At 74.6% G+C, this 18,404-nt stretch carries 18 protein-coding genes; 13 read left to right on the top strand and 5 right to left on the bottom strand.

Annotated elements, in window-relative coordinates:
- Positions 1-60 precede the first annotated feature (60 nt).
- Positions 61-642 (top strand): MOSC domain-containing protein, encoded by a 582-nt coding sequence (locus VGI02_RS00230; protein ID WP_331625207.1) that lies wholly within the window; start codon positions 61-63, stop codon positions 640-642.
- 283 nt (positions 643-925) lie between these two features.
- On the opposite strand, the gene VGI02_RS00225 is transcribed toward VGI02_RS00230, so the two are convergent.
- Positions 926-1,357, bottom strand: a complete 432-nt coding sequence (locus VGI02_RS00225) for a hypothetical protein (RefSeq protein WP_331625206.1) — start codon at positions 1,355-1,357, stop codon at positions 926-928.
- Between the two features lie 68 nt (positions 1,358-1,425).
- Entirely contained in the window at positions 1,426-2,151 is a 726-nt protein-coding gene (locus VGI02_RS00220; RefSeq protein ID WP_331625205.1) for an IclR family transcriptional regulator, read from the bottom strand.
- A gap of 51 nt (positions 2,152-2,202) precedes the next feature.
- On the opposite strand from VGI02_RS00220, the gene VGI02_RS00215 reads away from it, so the two are divergent.
- A complete protein-coding gene (locus VGI02_RS00215; RefSeq protein WP_331625204.1) occupies positions 2,203-3,345 on the top strand; it encodes a mandelate racemase/muconate lactonizing enzyme family protein in 1,143 nt (380 codons plus the stop codon).
- Positions 3,346-3,372: 27 nt separating this feature from the next.
- Complete coding sequence (locus VGI02_RS00210; RefSeq protein ID WP_331625203.1) at positions 3,373-4,605, top strand: iron-containing alcohol dehydrogenase family protein; 1,233 nt, start codon at positions 3,373-3,375, stop codon at positions 4,603-4,605.
- A gap of 9 nt (positions 4,606-4,614) precedes the next feature.
- On the opposite strand, the gene VGI02_RS00205 is transcribed toward VGI02_RS00210, so the two are convergent.
- Complete coding sequence (locus tag VGI02_RS00205; RefSeq protein ID WP_331625202.1) at positions 4,615-5,106, bottom strand: pyridoxamine 5'-phosphate oxidase family protein; 492 nt, start codon at positions 5,104-5,106, stop codon at positions 4,615-4,617.
- Positions 5,107-5,278: 172 nt separating this feature from the next.
- On the opposite strand from VGI02_RS00205, the gene VGI02_RS00200 reads away from it, so the two are divergent.
- From VGI02_RS00200 to VGI02_RS00185, 4 genes are all read left to right on the top strand, one after another.
- The gene (locus tag VGI02_RS00200; RefSeq protein WP_331625201.1) at positions 5,279-6,397 is read left to right on the top strand and encodes a flavin reductase family protein; all 1,119 of its coding nucleotides are present in this window, start codon (positions 5,279-5,281) and stop codon (positions 6,395-6,397) included.
- A 137-nt stretch (positions 6,398-6,534) separates the two neighbouring features.
- On the top strand, positions 6,535-7,698 hold the full coding sequence (locus VGI02_RS00195; RefSeq protein ID WP_414638167.1) for a fatty acid desaturase family protein: 1,164 nt from the start codon (positions 6,535-6,537) through the stop codon (positions 7,696-7,698).
- Positions 7,699-7,748: 50 nt separating this feature from the next.
- The gene (locus tag VGI02_RS00190) at positions 7,749-8,522 is read left to right on the top strand and encodes an ANTAR domain-containing protein (RefSeq protein ID WP_414638166.1); all 774 of its coding nucleotides are present in this window, start codon (positions 7,749-7,751) and stop codon (positions 8,520-8,522) included.
- Positions 8,523-8,645: 123 nt separating this feature from the next.
- Positions 8,646-9,170: a hypothetical protein gene (locus tag VGI02_RS00185; RefSeq protein WP_331625198.1), complete on the top strand. Its 525-nt coding sequence runs from the start codon at positions 8,646-8,648 to the stop codon at positions 9,168-9,170.
- A 78-nt stretch (positions 9,171-9,248) separates the two neighbouring features.
- Here VGI02_RS00185 and VGI02_RS00180 read toward each other — a convergent pair whose 3' ends face one another.
- On the bottom strand, positions 9,249-10,568 hold the full coding sequence (locus tag VGI02_RS00180) for a PucR family transcriptional regulator (protein WP_331625197.1): 1,320 nt from the start codon (positions 10,566-10,568) through the stop codon (positions 9,249-9,251).
- Between the two features lie 191 nt (positions 10,569-10,759).
- On the opposite strand from VGI02_RS00180, the gene VGI02_RS00175 reads away from it, so the two are divergent.
- From VGI02_RS00175 to VGI02_RS00155, 5 genes are all read left to right on the top strand, one after another.
- Positions 10,760-12,025 carry an alpha/beta hydrolase fold domain-containing protein gene (locus VGI02_RS00175; RefSeq protein ID WP_331625196.1) on the top strand — a complete coding sequence of 422 codons (1,266 nt, stop codon included), beginning with the start codon at positions 10,760-10,762 and terminating at the stop codon, positions 12,023-12,025.
- 329 nt (positions 12,026-12,354) lie between these two features.
- Entirely contained in the window at positions 12,355-14,424 is a 2,070-nt protein-coding gene (gene thrS / locus VGI02_RS00170; protein WP_331625195.1) for a threonine--tRNA ligase, read from the top strand.
- Between the two features lie 24 nt (positions 14,425-14,448).
- Complete coding sequence (locus tag VGI02_RS00165) at positions 14,449-15,168, top strand: HIT family protein (RefSeq protein WP_331625194.1); 720 nt, start codon at positions 14,449-14,451, stop codon at positions 15,166-15,168.
- Positions 15,165-15,851 (top strand): phosphatidylinositol phosphate synthase, encoded by a 687-nt coding sequence (gene pgsA / locus VGI02_RS00160; RefSeq protein WP_331625193.1) that lies wholly within the window; start codon positions 15,165-15,167, stop codon positions 15,849-15,851. The genes VGI02_RS00165 and pgsA overlap by 4 nt, the downstream gene beginning before the upstream one ends.
- Positions 15,848-16,747, top strand: a complete 900-nt coding sequence (locus VGI02_RS00155) for a phosphatidylinositol mannoside acyltransferase (RefSeq protein ID WP_331625192.1) — start codon at positions 15,848-15,850, stop codon at positions 16,745-16,747. Before pgsA ends, VGI02_RS00155 begins: the two co-directional genes overlap by 4 nt.
- Positions 16,748-16,759: 12 nt before the next feature.
- Here VGI02_RS00155 and VGI02_RS00150 read toward each other — a convergent pair whose 3' ends face one another.
- Positions 16,760-17,176, bottom strand: a complete 417-nt coding sequence (locus VGI02_RS00150; protein ID WP_331625191.1) for a MarR family winged helix-turn-helix transcriptional regulator — start codon at positions 17,174-17,176, stop codon at positions 16,760-16,762.
- 46 nt (positions 17,177-17,222) lie between these two features.
- Here VGI02_RS00150 and VGI02_RS00145 point away from each other — a divergent pair, with 46 nt between their 5' ends.
- Complete coding sequence (locus tag VGI02_RS00145) at positions 17,223-18,209, top strand: zinc-binding dehydrogenase (protein WP_331625190.1); 987 nt, start codon at positions 17,223-17,225, stop codon at positions 18,207-18,209.
- The last annotated feature ends 195 nt before the right edge of the window (positions 18,210-18,404 follow it).

Raw genomic sequence — 18,404 nt, 5'->3', positions numbered from 1 at the left:
GTATAGACCTCTGACCTCAACGAATCAAGAGGTCCGAACCTGTTCGGAGACGGAGGAATCGTGCGCATCGAGCGGTTCGTCGTCTCGCCCCGGCACGCCTACGAGGGCCGGCCCACCGACGGCCCGACGGCGGTCGAGACCTTCTCGCCGGAGTCGATCGAGCTGCGGGCGGGCCACGGTGTCGTCGGCGACCGGTACGCGGGTCGGGAGGCGCACCGCGATGCCGCGCTGACCATCGTCGCCGCCGAGGCCCTCGAAGCGGTCGCGGAGGACCTGGGCGTGCCCCGATTCGACCCCGCCCTCGCCCGCCGCACCGTGATCACCCGGGGTCTCGACGTCGAGGCGCTGCGGCGCACCGACGTGCTGCTCGACTCGGGCGACGGCCCCGTCCTGCTCGGCGGCCGCCGCCCGGCCGCGCCCTGCGGCTGGATGGACGCCGTCCTCGCCCCCGGCGCCCACGCCGCACTGCGAGGCCGGGCCGGGGTGCGCTTCGCGGTGCTCGGCAGCGGCACGTTGCGGGTCGGGCCGCTGGCAGTGACGTTCCCGCCTGGCGACTCCCTCCTCGACGACGCCGAGGACGCGACCCTCCTGGCCGCCCGGCTCGACCCCACCCGGGCAGCCGTCGGGGCCCGCCGGCGCTGAGCAGTCGCGCCGGGGCCCGCCGGCGGTGAGGGTCCCGACGTTCGCCGTCGCCGTTGTTGTCGTCACGGACGGTGCTCGCCCTCTCCGGCTCCCCTGGTGGTCTCGCGGGGCTAGGCAGTTGATCTTGCCGAACGCGGCGCACCGTTCGACAAGATCAACTGCCTAGCGATGCCCGGGCGGACCGTCTCGGCGTCATCCGGTGACGCTGCGTCGCCATTCCGCCTCCGCGGGAGGTAGCGCGGCCGGCAGGGATCCCCGCGCGGGGCGAGCTCGCGACCTGGCCTCACCCCGCCGCGAGCAGCACCATCGCCACCGCGACGAGACCGCCGGCGGTCCAGGCGGCCGTGCGGTACCAGTTGGTGCGGACGAGGCGGTCGAGGACGGCGTCGTCGTAGGCGACCGCGAGGCGGCGGTGGCAGGGAACCGAGAGCCCGACGGTGACGGCCACGGTCGTCGCCCCGCACATCCCCGCGAGCGCCGCCAGCCAGAACGGGACGCCGTCCGGACGTGAGACGAGCAGCACCGCGCACGTGACTCCCTGGACCGCCCATGGGCCGCTGACCGTCCACGCCATGAGCCGGGTGTGCCGGTCGTGGAGCTCGCGCCACCGGGTGTGCGAGGCGTCCCGGAAGCCGGGATAGACCAGCACCTGCACCACCCAGACCAGGCCGACGCAGAACCAGACCACGGCGAGGTGGACGACGACGAGGAGCACGTCGCCCGGAGTACCCGCGATCAGAGGTTCCTGCGAGTAGACCGGACCCCCGATCAGGCGGCCCCAGATCAGGCCCGGGGCGAGGCCAGTCGCGAGGACAGGTCGGCGGCGGCCTCGACGGTCGCGGCGGCCAGCGCGGGCAGGACGGGGCGCATCCGGGAGACCGGCCCGGACACGTTGACCGCGGCCACCACGCCGCCGTGCACGTCCCGTACGGGCGCGGACGCTCCGGCGAGGCGCGGGTCGAGCTCGCCGTCGACGATCGCGACGCCGTCGGCGACCACCTGCGCCGCGATCCGGGGATCCAGACCGCGCGCGGTGAGCCGGCGGGCGAGGCCCGCCTCGTCGCGGAAGGCGAGCAGTGCCCGGCCGGCCGAGCTCACGGCGATCGGGATGGCGGAGAGGTCGAACCCGGTGCGTGGGACGGAGCCGTCCCCGGCGACGGTGAGCACCGTCGCCACGGCCTCGCCGTGCAGTCGGCAGAGATGGGCCCCGACGCCGAGGCGGTCGGCGAGCCGCGTCAGTACGCGGCCCGCCGTGCGTACCAGGCGTGCCTCCGTCGTCCGGGCCGCGAACGCGTAGAGCCGCCAGCCCAGCGCGTAGCGCCTGCTCCCGGGGTCCCGCTCGACCAGGCCCTCGTCGGCGAGCACCACCAGGGTCCGCGAGACCTGGCTCTCGGTGCGGCCGGTCATCGTGGCCAGCCGCGCCACGCCGAGCCCGCTGGCCTGGGCCTCGGGCGTGGCGAGCGCGTCGAGCAGGTCCACGTCGCGCCGTGACCCCGCGCCGCCGTCCACCTACCCACCTCACCAGGGGACTTGCGGTCACCGCAAGCCGTCCTTGTCGAGGTGGGTGGGGTCGGCGTCCACTCCGGGCGGCCTTTCCTCGACACCGGGACCAGCGTGAAGATCACCGAGATCCGCGTGACCCAGCACGAGATCGACCTCGACCCGCCGATGTACGCCGCGTGGGACCCCGATCCGCGCCGCTCGTTCGCCGCCACCGTCGTGCGGGTGGAGACCGACGAGGGCGTCGTCGGGGTCGGCTCCGGCGACACCATGGCGGGCTTCGCCCCGTACCGGGAGCTCTTCCTCGGCACCGACCCGCTCGCGATCGAGCCGCAGGTCCGCCGGATCGCCTCGATCGCCTTCCACGGCGGGCGGTTCTGGCCGCTCGAGGCGGCGCTGTGGGACATCCTGGGGCAGGTGGCGGGACTACCCGTCTCGGTGCTGTTCGGCGGGGTGGCCGACCGGCTGCCGGTCTATGCCTCGTGGTGCTCGGTGCAGCCGCCGGGGCGGCGGGCGGAGGACGCGGCGGAGCTGGTGGCCCGGGGATTCCGCGCCGTGAAGGTCCGGGTCGACCCGCGGGACCCGGAGCCTGGGGTCGCGTCCGTGGCCGCGGTGCGCGAGGCGGTGGGGGACCGGCTCGACGTCCTCGTCGACCTCAACCAGGCCTGGCGAATGCCCGGCGACACCCGGCCCGCCGTCGAGCTCGCGGACATCCGAGCGCTCGTGCGCCGCCTCGCGGAGCACGCACCCGGCTGGATCGAGGAGCCGCTGCCCTACGCCGACGTTGCAGGCCACCGGCTGCTGCGAGCGGACAACCCCGGGCTGCGGATCGCCTCGGGGGAGATGCTCGACAGCGAGACTCAGGTCCACGCGCTCGTGGACGCCGACGCCCTCGACGTCGTGCAGACCGACGTCGTGCTCTCGCTGGGGATGTCCCGCACGCGCCGGCTGGCCGAGGACCTGGCCGCCCGGCACCGCCGGTTCACCCCGCACACGTGGTCGAACGGGGTGGGACTGCTCGCGAACCTGCACGTCGCGGCGGGGGTCGGCGCCGGCCCCTACCTGGAGTTCCCCTACGACCCGGCCGGCGGCTGGACCCCGGAGCGGCGGGACTTCCTGCTCGCCGAGCCGCTCTGGCCCGCCCCCGACGGCACGTTGGCCGTCCCGCAGGCGCCCGGGCTCGGCGCCACGCTCGCCGTCTGACCCACCGTCGCACCAGGAGAGCCGCCCGTGAGCACGACCGACCGTGCCGGATGGCGCGAGCGCGCCGTCAGCAACGCCGCATCGCTGACGTCCGCCTGCGCCTGCGCCGCGACCACCCCCTTCGTCCACGAGCCGGGGCCCGCCGTCGACTCCGGGCCCGGTGCGCTCGCCCGCCTCGGCGAGCACGTGCTCGACGTGCACTCCGGGGCCCGCACCGGCGGAGCCGTGATCGTGACCGACCGCGGCCTGCGCGCGACCGGCATCGTCGACGAGGCCGTCGCCGTCCTGGCGGCGGTGAACTGCCCGACGGTCGTGGTCGACGATGTCCCCGGCAACCCGACCGTGTCCTCGGTGGAGGCGGGCGCGACCGTCGTCGCGGACGCCTTCCCGGGCTCGCGGCCCGTCGTCGTGGCCCTGGGCGGCGGGTCGGCGCTGGACGCCGCGAAGGGCATCGCGCGTCTCGCGGCCGACCCGTCCGGCCCCGGCCTGCCGCTGGTCGCGGTCCCGACGACGGCCGGGACGGGCGCCGAGACCAACGGGTTCGGCGTCCTGGAGGACCCGGCACGGCGGTGCAAGGTCTACTGCGGTGACGCGAGCACGACGCCGCGGGTCGCCGTCCTGGATCCGCTGCTCACCCACGGGCTGCCCGCGGGGCCGACCGCGGCGACGGGCGTCGACGCCCTGGTCCACGCCCTGGAGTCGCTGGTCAGCCGCGGGCGCAGCCCGGTGTCGGAGGCGTTCGCGGTCGAGGCGCTGCGCCGGGTGTGGCGCTGGCTGCCCGCTGCCGTGGGCGACGGCGGGGACGCGACGGCACGCGCCGAGATGCTCGTGGGGGCCCACCTCGCCGGGCAGGCGCTCACCCGCAGCGGGCTCGGCCTCGTGCACGCGCTCGGCCACGCGATCACCGCGCACCACGGCGTCGTGCACGGCCGGGCCTTGGGCATGGTGCTCCCCGAGGTCGTGGCCTGGTCGCTCGACGGGACGGGGGTCGGGTCCGGGGACAGCGGTCCCGACGACGGGGCGTGGGCGCGGGTCGCCGAGACCCTCGGCGTGCCCGTCGTCGCGGTGCCCGAGGCGCTCGCCGGCTGGTGCGAGGCCGTCGGGGTGTCGGTCGGCGTCGACGGCGAGGCGCTCGGGCTCGGGCGCCCCGAGCTCGACGCGCTCGCGACGACCGCGGCCGCCGACCCGGTGGGCCGCAACGCCCCGCGCGCCGCTGACCGGGGCGCCCTCGTCGGGCTCCTCACCCGTTCGGTGCGGTGAGCGCGGCGCTCAGTGCTTGCGGACGACGGTCTCGGGGTGACCCTCGCGCCAGACCGTGATGTCCAGGTGGCCGTCCTCGACCGCGACCGCCGACGCCCCGACGAACTCGGCGCGGAAGCAGTGCTCGAAGGGCTGACCGCGGATGTCGAGCCCGATCTCGACGAAGACCGCCTCGGCGAACCGTTGGTGCAGGGCCTCGTCCCGCACGTCCTCGACGGTGCCCCACACCTTGGCGTCACCCTCGGCGACGTGGGTGTCGACGGTGGCGGTGTGCAGCGTGAAGCGGGGATCGCGGGCGAGGTCGTCGAACTTGGCCGTGCCCGGCATGCCCATCACCCACAGCTCACCCTCGAAGAACCGCGGCTCCATCGGGCTGACGCGGGGGAACCCGTCCGGGCGCAGCGTCCCGAGCATGCAGAGGTTGCCGGTCGCCGCGTGCCGTCGCGCGAAGACCTCGGCGATCGCGGGCGCCCGCACGGAGAACTCGCCCCACCCGGCCACGACACGACCCTAAGGCATGTGAGCCACATCTCTCCACGAATCGGGCGAACCGGGCGGAAAGTCCCGCCGACCGTGCATGAACCCGAGTTTTGTGGAGATGCAACAGAACCGGTCGCCACCTCCTCGCTTCCGGCGTAGCAGGCGGGCGCGCGGTCTCCCTACCGTCGGGCGTGTGATCACACGAGCTCCGGCACCCGGTATCCGGGAGCCGCGCGAGGAGGCCCCCCGGCGGGGTCTCGCGCGTCGACTCGCCCGTGCCACGCGTGCCCTCGCGACCCCGCTCCTGCCCGACGACTACCTCGCCCTGGTCAACCCGCTGTGGTCGACGCGCGCGCTCCGGGGCCGGATCGTGGCCACGCGACCGGTCGGCCACGCGACCACCGAGCTCACCATCCTCCCGGGCGTCGGCTGGGCCGGTCACCGGCCGGGCCAGCACGTCGGGGTCGGCGTCGAGATCGGTGGTCGCCGTCACTGGCGCACCTACTCGGTCACGAGTGCCCCCGGCGACGAACACCTGACCGTGAGCGTCACCGCCGTGCCCGACGGCTCGGTGTCCACCGCCCTGGCCCGCACCGCGCGGCCGGGCGACCTGCTGACCCTCGGTCCCGCCACCGGGGACTTCGCCCCGGCCGCGGGGGAGCGGGTCCTGGCGATCTCCGGCGGGAGCGGGATCACCCCGGTCCTCGGCCACCTCGCCGCGGGCGCGGGCACCGCGACGGGAGCCGACACCGTCGTCGTCCACTCCGGCCGTGGCGAGCGGGTGCACGGCGCCGACCTGCGCCGCCTCGCCGCCGACCGGCCACGCCTGCGGGTGCACGAGCACGACACCACCTCCGGGCGGCTGCGACCCGAGGATCTCGACGATCTCGTGCCCGACTGGCGCGAGCGCACGGTCCTCGTGTGCGGGCCCACCGGGATGATCGACGACTTCTCCGCCCACGTCGCCCGGGCCGGGGTGACCTGCCTCGTCGAGCGCTTCCGCCCCGCGGAGCCGGTCGCCGAGGGCACGGGCGGACGCGTCACCTTCGCGGTCAGCGGCATCGTCGCCGAGGCCGACGCGGTGACGTCCCTGCTCCGCGCCGGTGAGGACGCCGGCGCGCTCCTGCCCAGCGGGTGCCGGATGGGCATCTGCCACACCTGCGTCGGGCGCCTGCGCTCCGGGGCCGTCCGTGACCTGCAGACCGGCGAACTGCACACCGCCGCAGACTCGGACGGCAGCACCGATTCCGACGCCGTCGTCGTGCAGACCTGCGTCTCAGCCGCCGCCGGCGACTGTCGCATCGACCTCTAGACCACCGCTCCCTGGCGATCCAGGAGGACCGCATGAGCACGATCGCGAACCCCGAAGTCATTCCCGAGCACGTCACCCGCATCAACGAGGCCAAGACCCCCACGGGTCCGGGCCGCCCGGGGGCGAGCACGGCCCACATCACGCCGTCGACCGCGCACCTGACGACGCAGGACGTCGAGGACATCGGTATCGAGCTCGAGGCGCTGCGCGACGAGGTCATGTCCTCGCTCGGCGAGGCGGACGCCGAGTACATCCGCCGGGTGATCAGGACCCAGCGCGGTCTCGAGGTCGCCGGGCGCGTCCTGCTGCTCGGGGCGCTCTTCCCGCCGGCCTTCGTCGCCGGCACCGCGTCGCTGGCCGTCGCCAAGATCCTCGAGAACATGGAGATCGGGCACAACGTCCTGCACGGGCAGTGGGACTGGATGCGCGACCCGGAGATCCACTCGACGACCTGGGAGTGGGACCACGTCTCCACGGCCGCGAGCTGGCAGCAGACCCACAACTACCTGCACCACACGTACACCAACATCCACGGCAAGGACCGGGACATCGGGTACAACGTGCTGCGGGTCGACCCCGACCAGCCGTGGCACCCGCTCTACCTGATCCAGACGCTGACCAACGCCGGTCTCGCGATGATCTTCGAATGGGGCATCGCGGCCTTCGACCTCGAGCTGGACCAGATCCAGCGCGGTGAGGTCACCTGGGCCGAGAAGATGCCCGAGATCAAGAAGATGGCGCGCAAGGCGGGCAAGCAGGCGCTCAAGGACTTCGTGGTGTTCCCGGCGCTGTCGGGCCCGTCGTTCGTCCCGGCCGCGCTCGGCGGTCTGCTGGCCAACCTCACCCGCAACGTCTGGTCGCACGCGGTGATCTTCTGCGGGCACTTCCCGGTCGAGGTCGAGACCTTCGACGAGGAGCGGCTCGAGGACGAGACCCAGGCCGAGTGGTACGTCCGGCAGATGCTCGGCTCGGCCAACATCGAGGGCTCGCCGCTGCTGCACATCATGACCGGGAACCTCTCGCACCAGATCGAGCACCACCTGTTCCCGGACATGCCCTCGAACCACTACGCCCGCATCGCGCCCCAGGTCCGCGACCTGTGCCGCCGGTACGGGCTGCCCTACCACGCGGGCCCGATGTGGAAGCAGTACGGCGGCGTGCTGTGGAAGATCGCGCGGCTCTCCCTGCCCGGCGGCCACGAGTCGATCGAGAAGCGGCGCAGGCGGGGTCTCCCGACGGGCCAGATCGTCACGGACACGTTGCGCCGCTTGCGCGGATGGGCTGCTCCGACCGCGGCCTGAGCAGGCTCTCGTCCTCCCTGTCCGCACCCGGGATGCCATGATTCCCTCCCGTGGGCGATGAACACAGGTGGCGAGAGGAGCGCGAACGGTTCGTGAACGATGATCAGGGGGCTCTCGGTCCTCTCGCCGAGCAGTTCATCTCGCTCGGCGAGGCCCTGACCATCGTGGAGGGCGGCCTCGGCGTCGGCGAGGTGCTCGAGCGGATCGTGCACGCGGCGCGCGCGGTGGTCGGTGCGGACGTGGTCTCGGTGACGCTCCGCAACGGCAACGGGTTTACGACGCCGGTCGAGACCGATCCGATCGCGAGCAAGGCCGACGCGGTGCAGTACGAGCACAACGAGGGCCCGTGCGTCGAGGCCACCGTCGAGCCCGGGCTGGGGTACGCCGCGTCGTCGGACCTGCGCGTCGACGCGCGCTGGACCCGCTTCGGCCCGGCCGCCGCCGACCTCGGTCTGAACTCGGTGTTCGCGACCGGCATGTTCCCGCGCGACGCCCGCCCCCGGATGGGGGCGCTGAACTACTACTCGCGCACCCCGGGCGGGCTCGACGGGGCGGACAAGGACATCGCGCTCGTGTTCGCCACCCACGCGGCCGTCGCCCTGCAGGGTGCCCAGGCGGTGGAGGTGGCCGAGCTGCGCTCCACGCAGCTCGCCGAGGCGGTGCGCTCCCGCGACGTCATCGGTCAGGCCAAGGGCATCCTCATGGAGCGGCGCGGGCTGACCGCCGACGAGGCGTTCGACACCCTCCGCCGTACCTCGCAGGACCTGAACGTCAAGCTCCGGGACCTCGCCCAGACGCTCGCGGACCGTCGCGCGGAGCTCTGACCGGACGGATGCTGTGACCCGGGTCACGGTTCGCGACCCGGCTCATCGGAGATCTGGCCGTCACCCCTCCCGCCGAGACCGCGCGGGCTCGTCCGAGCAGCGCCGAACCGGCGGAGGTGCGCGATGACCACGTCCTTGTCCCCCACCAACCCGTCCCCCACGAACCCGTCCCCCACGAACCCGTCCCCCACGAACCCGTCCCTCACGAACGACGACCCCGCAGGCCCGGACCCGGCCGTGACGCCCGAGCAGCGCCGACGGCAGGCGCGGGTCGACGCGACCCGCCGGGCCCACGAGGACGCCGACGTCGGCGTCGGCCTGTGCCGCCACGACGACGGGTGCGTCGCCCTCGCCATCGTCGGCACGGGCGGGCCCGGCCAGGTCAGGACGTTGCGCTCCCTGCGCGGCCGGCTGGCCCGGGAGGCCTGGGCGGAGCTGGTCCTCGATCTGTCCGGGCTCCACGGCGACTGCGGTCCCGCCCTGGTGCGGGTGCTCGGCCAGCTGCGGGTGCACCGGCTGACCGCGGGTGCCCGCGTCGAGGTGCACGGGGCGCCGCCCGCCCTCAGGGCCGAGCTCGGCGCCCGGCCCGCGACGGCGTACACCGTGCACGACGCGCCGTCGGGCGGGCCGCGGCCGTCCGACGGCTGACGCGTCGAGCCGGTTGCCGGCTGCCTCGTCGATCCGGCTGCCTCGTCGATCCGGCGGACGCGCCGGGCCGGCGAGGTCTCAGCCCTCGACGGCGGGTTCGCCGAACGTCGGGCCGAAGCGCAGCGCCAGTGCCACCTCGAGGCGGGCCACCGGGTCGTCCAGCGCACCCGCGAAGGACTCCTTGAGCCGCGCGAGCCGGTATCGCACCGTCTGCGGGTGCACGTGCAGGCGGCCCGCCGTCTCGGCGATGTCGCCGTGCGCGTCGAGCCAGGCCCGCAGCGTCGTCACGGCCCGGTCGCGGGCGGTGGCGGTCATCCGGCGCAGCGGTTCGAGCCGCTGCGCGACGAGGTCGGTGGTCACGGAGACGTCCGCGTGCAGCAACAGGACCAGCAGGTGATCGTCCGCGCGCACCAGGCCGGACGCCGGACGGGCGTCCGCGGGGCGCTCGTCGTCGACCTCCACCTGGACCTCGCCTGCGAGCACCAGCGGCCACGCCGCCCGGGCCCGGGCGACGGTCCGGGCCACCTGGTCGGCGGGCACCGTCGGGCCGACGACCGCGGTCACCCCCGCGGTGGCCTCGAGGAGCGTGTCCGCACGGCCGGGGCCGTCGGGGTCGGGGACGACGATCACGCCGAGACCGTCGACGCGGGAGCCCAGGACATCGGCGGGCAGGCGCCGGAAGACGGCCTGGACCGCGTCCTCCTCGCAGACCAACACGGCGAGCGAGCGGGGCATGGCCCACTCCGCCTCGCGGATCAGCCGCTCGAGCTCGGGTCCTTCGGGGATCGGCGTCCGCATGAGCGCCGCCACCAGCGTGTGCCTGCGCGCCTGGCGCGAGCCCGCGGTGAGGCTCTGCTCGTGCGCGTAGCCGGCGACCGAGGCGGCCGCGAGCTGCTCGGTGTACTCGAACAGCGCCTCGGCGAGCCGGAAGATGCCGTCGGGTCCCAGGCCGTAGGCGTCGCTGCCTGCGGAGATCCGCCGCCACATGACGCGGGAGCCGATGCGGTAGGCGCTCTGCAGCGCGTCCATCGTGCGGCCGTGGCGGTGCTCGACGCGCCCGAGCTCGAAGTACACGCGGGTGTCCGGCAGTTCGTCGTCGGTCCCCAGCAGCTGCAGGAACTGCTCGAGGGCCACCGTCACGCCCTTGCGGATGTTCTGGCCGAACACACCGTCCATCGACAGCGCGTACTCGGCGACCTCCGCGCGGACCTGGTCGATGATGTCGTCCCCGGTGCCGATGATCATCGGGCGCATCCGGTGCGCGGCCTCCGCGGGCACGTCCGCCCACGGATGGCTGCGCGGCCCGCATCCCGGGTCCCCGACGGCGCGCAGGGTCGATCGACCGCTCCCGGCCGAGCGCTCCGTGGGAGCCGACTCGGCCCTCGCTCCGTCCGCCACGAGCGCCATTGTGACCCACTCGGGGCGTTCGGTGGGGTTCGCGGGGACCCGCGCCACGCAGGAGGGCGGTTCCCGGGCGCGTGTCGGGCGCGACGCGCAGGGACCGGGCACAGTCCCGACACAGGCGCCCACGCGACGATCGTGGGTACCGGACGGCCATGACCGGGCGCCGACGTGGGAGGTGGGTGCACGTGCGGACGGCGGGCGGCCGGCCCGGTCAGGAGGGGCGGCCCGGTCGGCAGGGGCGGGGTGCGCCGAGGGCAGCGGCGCTGACCGCGCTCGCCGGCGGTGCCGGGGCCGCCCTCGTCGCCACCGCGGGCTTCCGGCCCCTGACCCGTCGCTGGCCCGCGGCGATCGGGGCCTCCCTGCTGGCCGCGTTCGCGACCGAACTGCCGCGCCCCACGGCCGTTCTCACCGCCGGGGTGGCCCTCAGCGCGGCCCGCGGCGGGGCGACCCGCACCGTCTCCGGCCGGATCGGGCTCGGGCTCGCCGGGGTGGCGGTCGCCGCCATCCTCACGCTCGACCGCCGCGCCCGGGCCACCGACCAGATCCTCTCCGAGGCGCTCTCGGCGGCGCTCGGATCGCGCGCACCCGCTCCGGAGGCCCCGGCGTGGCTCTCCCCGCGGGCGATCACCGCGCCCCGGCGGTTCCGGGCGGCCGGGGCGGGCGACGTCGCCTACGGCCCGCACGGCCGGGAGAACCTCCTCGACGTGTGGCGCCACCCCGACCTCCCCGACGACGCAGGCGCGCCCGTCCTCGTCGAGATCCACGGTGGGGCCTGGTCGTCAGGGCGCAAGGAGGGCGAGGCCAACCCGCTCATGGCCCACCTGGTCGAGCGGGGCTGGGTCTGCGTGGCGGTCAACTACCGGCTCGGGCCCGGTTACCGCTGGCCCGCCATGATCGACGACGTCCGGGCGGCGCTGCGGTGGGTGCACGCCCACATCGGCGAGCACGGCGGCGACGCCGGGTTCGTCGCGGTCTCCGGGGGCTCGGCCGGGGCACACCTCGCGGCGCTCGCCGCGCTGACCGGGGAGGACGACACCCGCGTCGACGCCGCGGTCACCCTCTACGGCATCTACGACCTCACCGAGGACGACGGCAGCGGCACCCTCGACCTGCTGCTCGCCGAGACGATGATGCCCGGCACGCTGACGAACGACGGCGCGATGTGGATCGACGCCTCGCCCGCGCACCGCGTGCACCCCGGGGCGCCGCCGTTCTTCGTCCTGCACGGCACCGGCGACGCGATCGTCGTGCCGGAGCAGAGCCGCGGGTTCGTGCGCGCGCTGCGGGCGGTGGCGCGCCCGGGCGGCGTGGTCGCCTACGCGGAGCTACCGCACGCCCAGCACGGGTTCGACGCGCTGCCCACGCCGCGGACCCTGCTCGTCGTGCGCGCCGTGGAGGCGTTCCTGATCGCCGCGCTGGGACACCGTCCGGCACGCCCGGGCGCCGCCTGATCGCGGGCAGCGACCCGCTCCACCCCGGGCGGCACATGATCACCCGGACGGACTGGTCGTCGGTGCCGCCGGTCGGCGACCGTGGGCTCCAGCTGATCATGAGGACTCGACGCCTCGCGTGATCAACAGGCCTGGGTGGGTCTCCAGCGGGGCCGTTGGGACACGTCCACGTCTGGTGATCACGGGGCAGGCCACCCGCGGGGCGCCGCCTGAATCCCCGGCGGCCACCCCGGGGCGGCGCTCCGAACCCGATCGCCGCCGGTCGATAGGCTGGTACGCGCGGGGGAGACCCTCGCGCCGACCACCCTCCAGGCCCCAGGAGTACCGCCGTGTCCTCGCTCGCAGCGCCCGCGCCCGCCGCCACCGTCCGGGTCGGCGCGGGGACGACGGCGGGCGAGGCGGTCCGGAACGCGGGCCTGCCGGGCAACGGTCCGCAGGCGGTCATCGTCGTCCGCGCGCCCGACGGCGTCCTCAAGGACCTCGCCTGGCGCCCCGACTCCGACGTCGACGTCGAGCCGGTGGCCGCCGACACCGAGGACGGGCGGGCGGTCATCCGCCACAGCGCCGCGCACGTGCTCGCGCAGGCCGTGCAGCAGCAGTTCCCGGACGCGAAGCTCGGCATCGGCCCGCCGGTGGCCGACGGCTTCTACTACGACTTCGCCGTCGAGAAGCCGTTCACCCCCGAGGACCTCGAGTCCCTCGAGAAGGCGATGCGCAAGATCATCAAGGCGAAGCAGCGGTTCGCCCGCCGCGAGTACGCCTCGCTCGACGCCGCGCGCGAGGAGCTCGCCGACGAGCCCTTCAAGCTCGAGCTCGTCGACCTCAAGGGCACCACCGACGCCGAGGACGACGGGGAGATCATGGAGGTCGGCTCCGGCGAGCTGACCGCCTACGACAACATCCACGCCCACACCGGCGAGCGCGTCTGGGGCGACCTCTGCCGCGGTCCGCACATCCCGACGACCGGCTACATCCCCGCCTTCAAGATCACCCGCAGCGCGGCCGCCTACTGGCGCGGCGACCAGCGCAACGCCCAGCTGCAGCGGATCTACGGGACCGCCTGGGAGTCGCCGGAGGCCCAGGACGCCTACCTGGTGCGGCTGGCCGAGGCCGAGCGGCGCGACCATCGCAGGCTGGGTGCCGAGCTGGACCTGTTCAGCTTCCCGGACGAGATCGGCTCCGGCCTCGCGGTCTTCCACCCCAAGGGCGGGATCATCCGCAAGGAGCTGGAGGACTACTCGCGCAAGCGGCACACCGAGGCCGGCTACGAGTTCGTCAACACCCCGCACGCCACCAAGGGCGAGCTGTTCCAGACGAGCGGCCACCTCGACTGGTACCGCGACGGCATGTTCCCGGCGATGCACCTCGACGCCGAGTACGGCGACGACGGCGAGGTCAAGCGGCCCGGCCAGGACTACTACCTCAAGCCGATGAACTGCCCCATGCACAACCTGATCTTCCGGGCGCGCGGCCGGTCCTACCGGGAGCTGCCGCTGCGGCTCTTCGAGTTCGGGACCGTCTACCGCTACGAGAAGTCGGGCGTGGTGCACGGCCTGACCCGAGCGCGCGGCTTCACCCAGGACGACGCCCACATCTACTGCACCCGTGACCAGATGGCCGGCGAGATCACCTCGCTGCTGACCTTCGTGCTCGGGCTGCTGCGCGACTACGGCCTCGACGACTTCTACCTGGAGCTCTCCACCCGGAACCCGGAGAAGTCGATCGGCACCGACGAGGAGTGGGAGGAGGCCACCCGGGCGCTGCGCGACGCCGCGTCCAGCTTCGGCCTCGACCTCGTCGACGACCCGGGCGGCGCCGCCTTCTACGCCCCGAAGATCAGCGTCCAGGCCAAGGACGCGATCGGGCGGTACTGGCAGATGTCGACGATCCAGGTCGACCTGATGCTGCCCGACCGGTTCGAGCTGGAGTACACCGCGAGCGACGGCAGCAGGCAGCGCCCCGTCATGATCCACCGCGCGCTGTTCGGCAGCATCGAGCGCTTCTTCGGGGTACTGACCGAGCACTACGCGGGCGCGTTCCCGGCCTGGCTCGCGCCGGTCCAGGCCGTCGCGATCCCGGTGTCGGGCGACCAGGGGGACTACGTCGACGACATCGTCGCGAAGCTGAGGGCCCTGGGCCTGCGGGTCGAGGCCGACCACTCCGACGACCGCATGCAGAAGAAGATCCGGACGCACACCCTGCTGAAGGTGCCGTTCCTGCTGCTCGCGGGCGGGAAGGACGCGGATGCGGGCGCGGTCTCGTTCCGCTTCCGCGACGGGTCGCAGGTCAACGGGGTGCCCGTCGACGACGCGGTCGCGGCCGTCGCCGACTGGGTGGCGCGTCGGGAGAACGCCTCGCCGGACGAGGGGTCCTTCGGCCCGCGCGTGACGCGTGCCTGACCCGACGAGCACGATGGGTCTGCGATGGACGACGACGGGGTGACCAGCGAGCAGGCACCTCCCGGCCTGCCCCCACAGCCCGGGCGACCCGACTCCGGACTGCCCGCCGAGCACCCGCCGGGCGCCGACGAGCTGAACGGCGCCGGCACCCCGGACGGCTTCCGGCGGCTCTGGGCGCCGCACCGGATGGCCTACATCGCGGGCGAGTCGGGCACCGGCGAGATCGACGGCGGGTGCCCGCTCTGCGCGATCCCGAGCCGCGACGACGACGACGGGCTCGTCATCGCCCGGGGGGAGCAGGTCTACGCGGTCCTGAACCTGCACCCGTACAACCCCGGGCACCTGATGGTCGTCCCGTACCGCCACGTGGCGCTGCTCGACGAGCTCACCGACGACGAGTCGACCGAGCTCATGCGGATGACCCAGCAGGCGATCCGGGCCTTGCGGACGATGTCCTCGCCCCACGGGTTCAACGTCGGCATCAACCTGGGGCACGTCGCGGGCGGGTCGCTCGCGGACCACCTGCACCAGCACGTGGTCCCACGCTGGGGCGGCGACGCCAACTTCATCACGGTCATCGGCCAGACGAAGGTCATCCCCGCGCTGCTCGCCGAGACCCGGCAGCGCCTCGCCGAGGTCTGGACAGGGGCGAGCGGAGCGACGGGGGATGGGGCAGGGGCGAGCGGAGCGACGGGGGATGGGGCAGGGGCGATCGGAGCGACGGGGGGTGGACACAGCCAGTGATCAACGACTGGGGCCGCGCCGCGATCAACCGCGGCGCGCGACCCGCCGGGCAGTGGCTCGTACGCCGGGGCCTCCACCCCGACGTCGTCACGGTGCTCGGCACCGTGGGCGCGACGGGATTCGCGATCTGGCTCATCCCGACGGGGCACCTGTTCGCCGCGGCGCTGATCGTCTGGGGCTTCGCGATGCTCGACGTCCTCGACGGGGCGATGGCCCGCGCCCGGGGGGTGGTGAGCCCGTTCGGCGGGGTGCTCGACTCGGTCGGGGACCGCCTCGTCGACGGCGCCGTCTTCGCGGGCATCACCTGGTGGGCGGCGGCGAACGACCGGTGGGTCGTCGCGGCGCTGGCCCTGATCTGCCTGGTCAGCGGCCAGCTCATCTCCTACGTCAAGGCGCGGGCCGAGGCCGCGGGCCTGCGGGGCGACGGCGGGATCGTGGAGCGGGCCGAGCGGCTCATCCTCGGGCTCGCCGGGATCGGACTCACCGGCCTCGGCCTCTGGTGGGCGGTCGACGTGGCGCTGTGGCTGCTGGCCGTCGGCTCGCTGGTGACCGTCGGGCAGCGGATCGCCACGGTCTGGACAAGTGCCCGCGAGCAGTACGGCGCGGCCACCGGTCGCACCGGCGGGCCCGACCGGCCGACGCCCGAACTGCCTGCCGGAGAGCCGCGGGACGTCGACCGGTGACCCGCGCCGACGTGGCCGGGCGGGTCGCGGACCTCGGCTACGCCGCGGGCTGGCGCCTGGTCCGCGAGCTGCCGGAGCCCGTCGCCCGGACGGCGTTCGACGCCGGGGCCGACCTGGCCGCCCGGCGTGGCGGCCCGGGGGTCGCGCGGCTGCGGGCGCACTACGCGCGGGTCCGGCCGGACCTGGACGCGCACGCGCTCGACGAACTCACCCGGGCAGGCGTCCGCTCCTACGCCCGCTACTGGCGCGAGGCGTTCCGGCTGCCGTCGACGGACCTCAAGGAGCTGGCCGGGCGCGTCGACCCGGCCGTCCACGGACGGGAGCACCTCGACGCGGCACTCGCGCGGGGGCGCGGCGCCGTCGTCGCGCTGACGCACTCCGGGAACTGGGACGTGGTCGGTGCCTGGGCGGTGCAGCGCTACGGCGGGTTCGCGACGGTGGCCGAGCGGCTGCGGCCCGAGGCCCTGTTCCAGCGGTTCGTCGACTACCGCGAGTCGCTCGGGTTCGAGATCCTCCCGATGACCGGCGGCGAGGCCCCGGTGCGCGCGCTGCTCCGGGCGCTGCGCGCCGGGCGGATCGTGTGCCTGGTGGCCGACCGCGACCTCTCGCACCGCGGCGTCGGCGTCGACTTCTTCGGCCACCGCGCCGCGATGCCCCCCGGGCCGGCCTCGCTGGCCGCCGCGACCGGGGCGGCGCTGCTGCCGCTGGGCTGCTGGTTCACCGGCTCGGGGGCCGACGAGGGCTGGGGATTCCGGATCCACCCCCCGGTGCCGGTCGCGCCCCGCGACGGCGTGCCCGCCGCGACGCAGGCGATGGCCGACGCGTTCGCCGGTGACATCGCCGAGCACCCGCAGGACTGGCACATGCTCCAGCGGATCTGGCCGGACCTGGGCTGAGTCCCCGCGACCTCAGCGCTGCGCGAGGCGGTCGCGCAGGCCGGCGAGGGCGGTCCCGAGCGCGGCGACGTCGTCGTCACCGAGGAGCCGGCCCAGCTCGTCCTCGATCGCCGTCGTCGCCGCCGCGTGCGCGCGCTCTCCCGCGTCGGTGGGCCGCAGCAGGGACGAGCGCCGGTCGCTCGGGTGGGCCTGGCGCTGCACCAGGCCACCCGCGACGAGCCGGTCGGTCAGCTTGCTCGCCGCCCCCACCGTGATCCGGAGGGTCACCGCCACCTCCTGCACGCGGCACGGGGACGTCGTCGCGACGACCCGGAGCGCCTCCACGCGGCCGAGCGGGAGGCCGACGTCGGCACGGACCCGGCGGTCGACGGCGTCCCACAGCACGATCTCGACGCGGACGAGGTCGTCGAACAGGTCACTCAGGCTCATATCGATTCCATGGAATCATCTTCCGGCGACGTGGGTTGGACCGCCCATGAGCATTCCGCACTCGATGCGTGCCGTCGTCCTGGACGCGCCCGGGCCGCCCGAGGCGCTCCAGGTCCGCGAGATCCCCGTGCCGACCCCGGGCCCGGGTCGCGTGCTGATCCGCGTCACCGCGTCCGGGCTCAACCGCTCGGAGCTGCACACCCGCCTCGGTCTCGCCGAGGGCGTGACGTTCCCGCGGGTGCCCGGTATCGAGGCGACCGGGTACGTCGCGGCCTGCCCGGGCGGCGAGTTCGCCGAGGGCGCGCGCGTCGTCGCGATGATGGGCGGGATGGGCCGTCAGTTCGACGGCGGGTATGCCGAGTACACCTCCGTGCCGGTCTCCCAGGTCCTCGAGGTGCAGACCGACCTCGACGACGCGGTGCTCGGCGCGATCCCGGAGATGCTGCAGACCGCGTACGGCTCGCTGACCGTCGGGCTGGACGCGCAGCCGGGGGAGTCGCTGCTGATCCGGGGCGGGACGTCGTCGATCGGGCTGGCGACCGCCGTGCTCGCGAAGCAGCGCGGCATGACGGTGCTCGCGACGACCCGCGACCTCGCCCGTTCCGACCTGCTCACCGGCGTCGGGGTCGACCACGTGGTCCTCGACGACGGGGCGGTGGCGGATCGGGTCCGGGCGATCGTGCCAGTGGGCGTCGACCGCGCGCTCGAGCTCGTCGGCACCCCGACGCTGCCCGACACCCTCGCCGCCGTCCGCGTCCACGGCGTCGCCTGCGTCTCGGGGATGCTCTCGAACGTCTGGACGGTGCCGGAGTTCTCCGTGATCGACTACCTCCCGCGCGGGGTCCGGCTCGCCGGGTACGGCGGCGACGCCTCGGACCTGCCCCGGGACGTGCTGCAGGGCTTCCTCGACGACGTCGCCGCCGGGCGCGCCACGGTGCCGACCGGCCGGGTCTTCCGGCTCGACGAGATCGCCGAGGCGCACCGCCTGATGGAGGAGGGGCACGCGGGCGGGAAGCTCGTCGTCGTCCCCTGATAGGGCGGGCGACGATCTGACCACCCGCAACCGCTTGCGGTACCCGGGGTACCGGCAGTGCGTGGTATCACCACGATCGTGTGGACGACCCGGACCGCGCACGTCGAGACCGAGGTGGAACGGCTGTGCCGCGAGCTCGGCCCCGGCGCGCTGCTGCCCGGGGAGCGGGAGCTCGCGGAGCGGTGCGGGGTGTCG

It is taken from the genome of Actinomycetospora sp. (assembly GCF_036497245.1).
Taxonomy (GTDB): domain Bacteria; phylum Actinomycetota; class Actinomycetes; order Mycobacteriales; family Pseudonocardiaceae; genus Actinomycetospora.
This window is presented reverse-complemented; position numbering and strand designations above follow the sequence as displayed.

What these genes read in the sequence shown, in the direction of transcription:
- VGI02_RS00150 (WP_331625191.1), bottom strand. Translation starts at nt 17,176, where the DNA reads ATGAGCCTGAGTGACCTGTTCGACGACCTCGTCCGCGTCGAGATCGTG.
- VGI02_RS00165 (WP_331625194.1), top strand. Translation starts at nt 14,449, where the DNA reads ATGGACGACGACGGGGTGACCAGCGAGCAGGCACCTCCCGGCCTGCCC.
- VGI02_RS00145 (WP_331625190.1), top strand. Translation starts at nt 17,223, where the DNA reads ATGAGCATTCCGCACTCGATGCGTGCCGTCGTCCTGGACGCGCCCGGG.
- VGI02_RS00185 (WP_331625198.1), top strand. Translation starts at nt 8,646, where the DNA reads ATGACCACGTCCTTGTCCCCCACCAACCCGTCCCCCACGAACCCGTCC.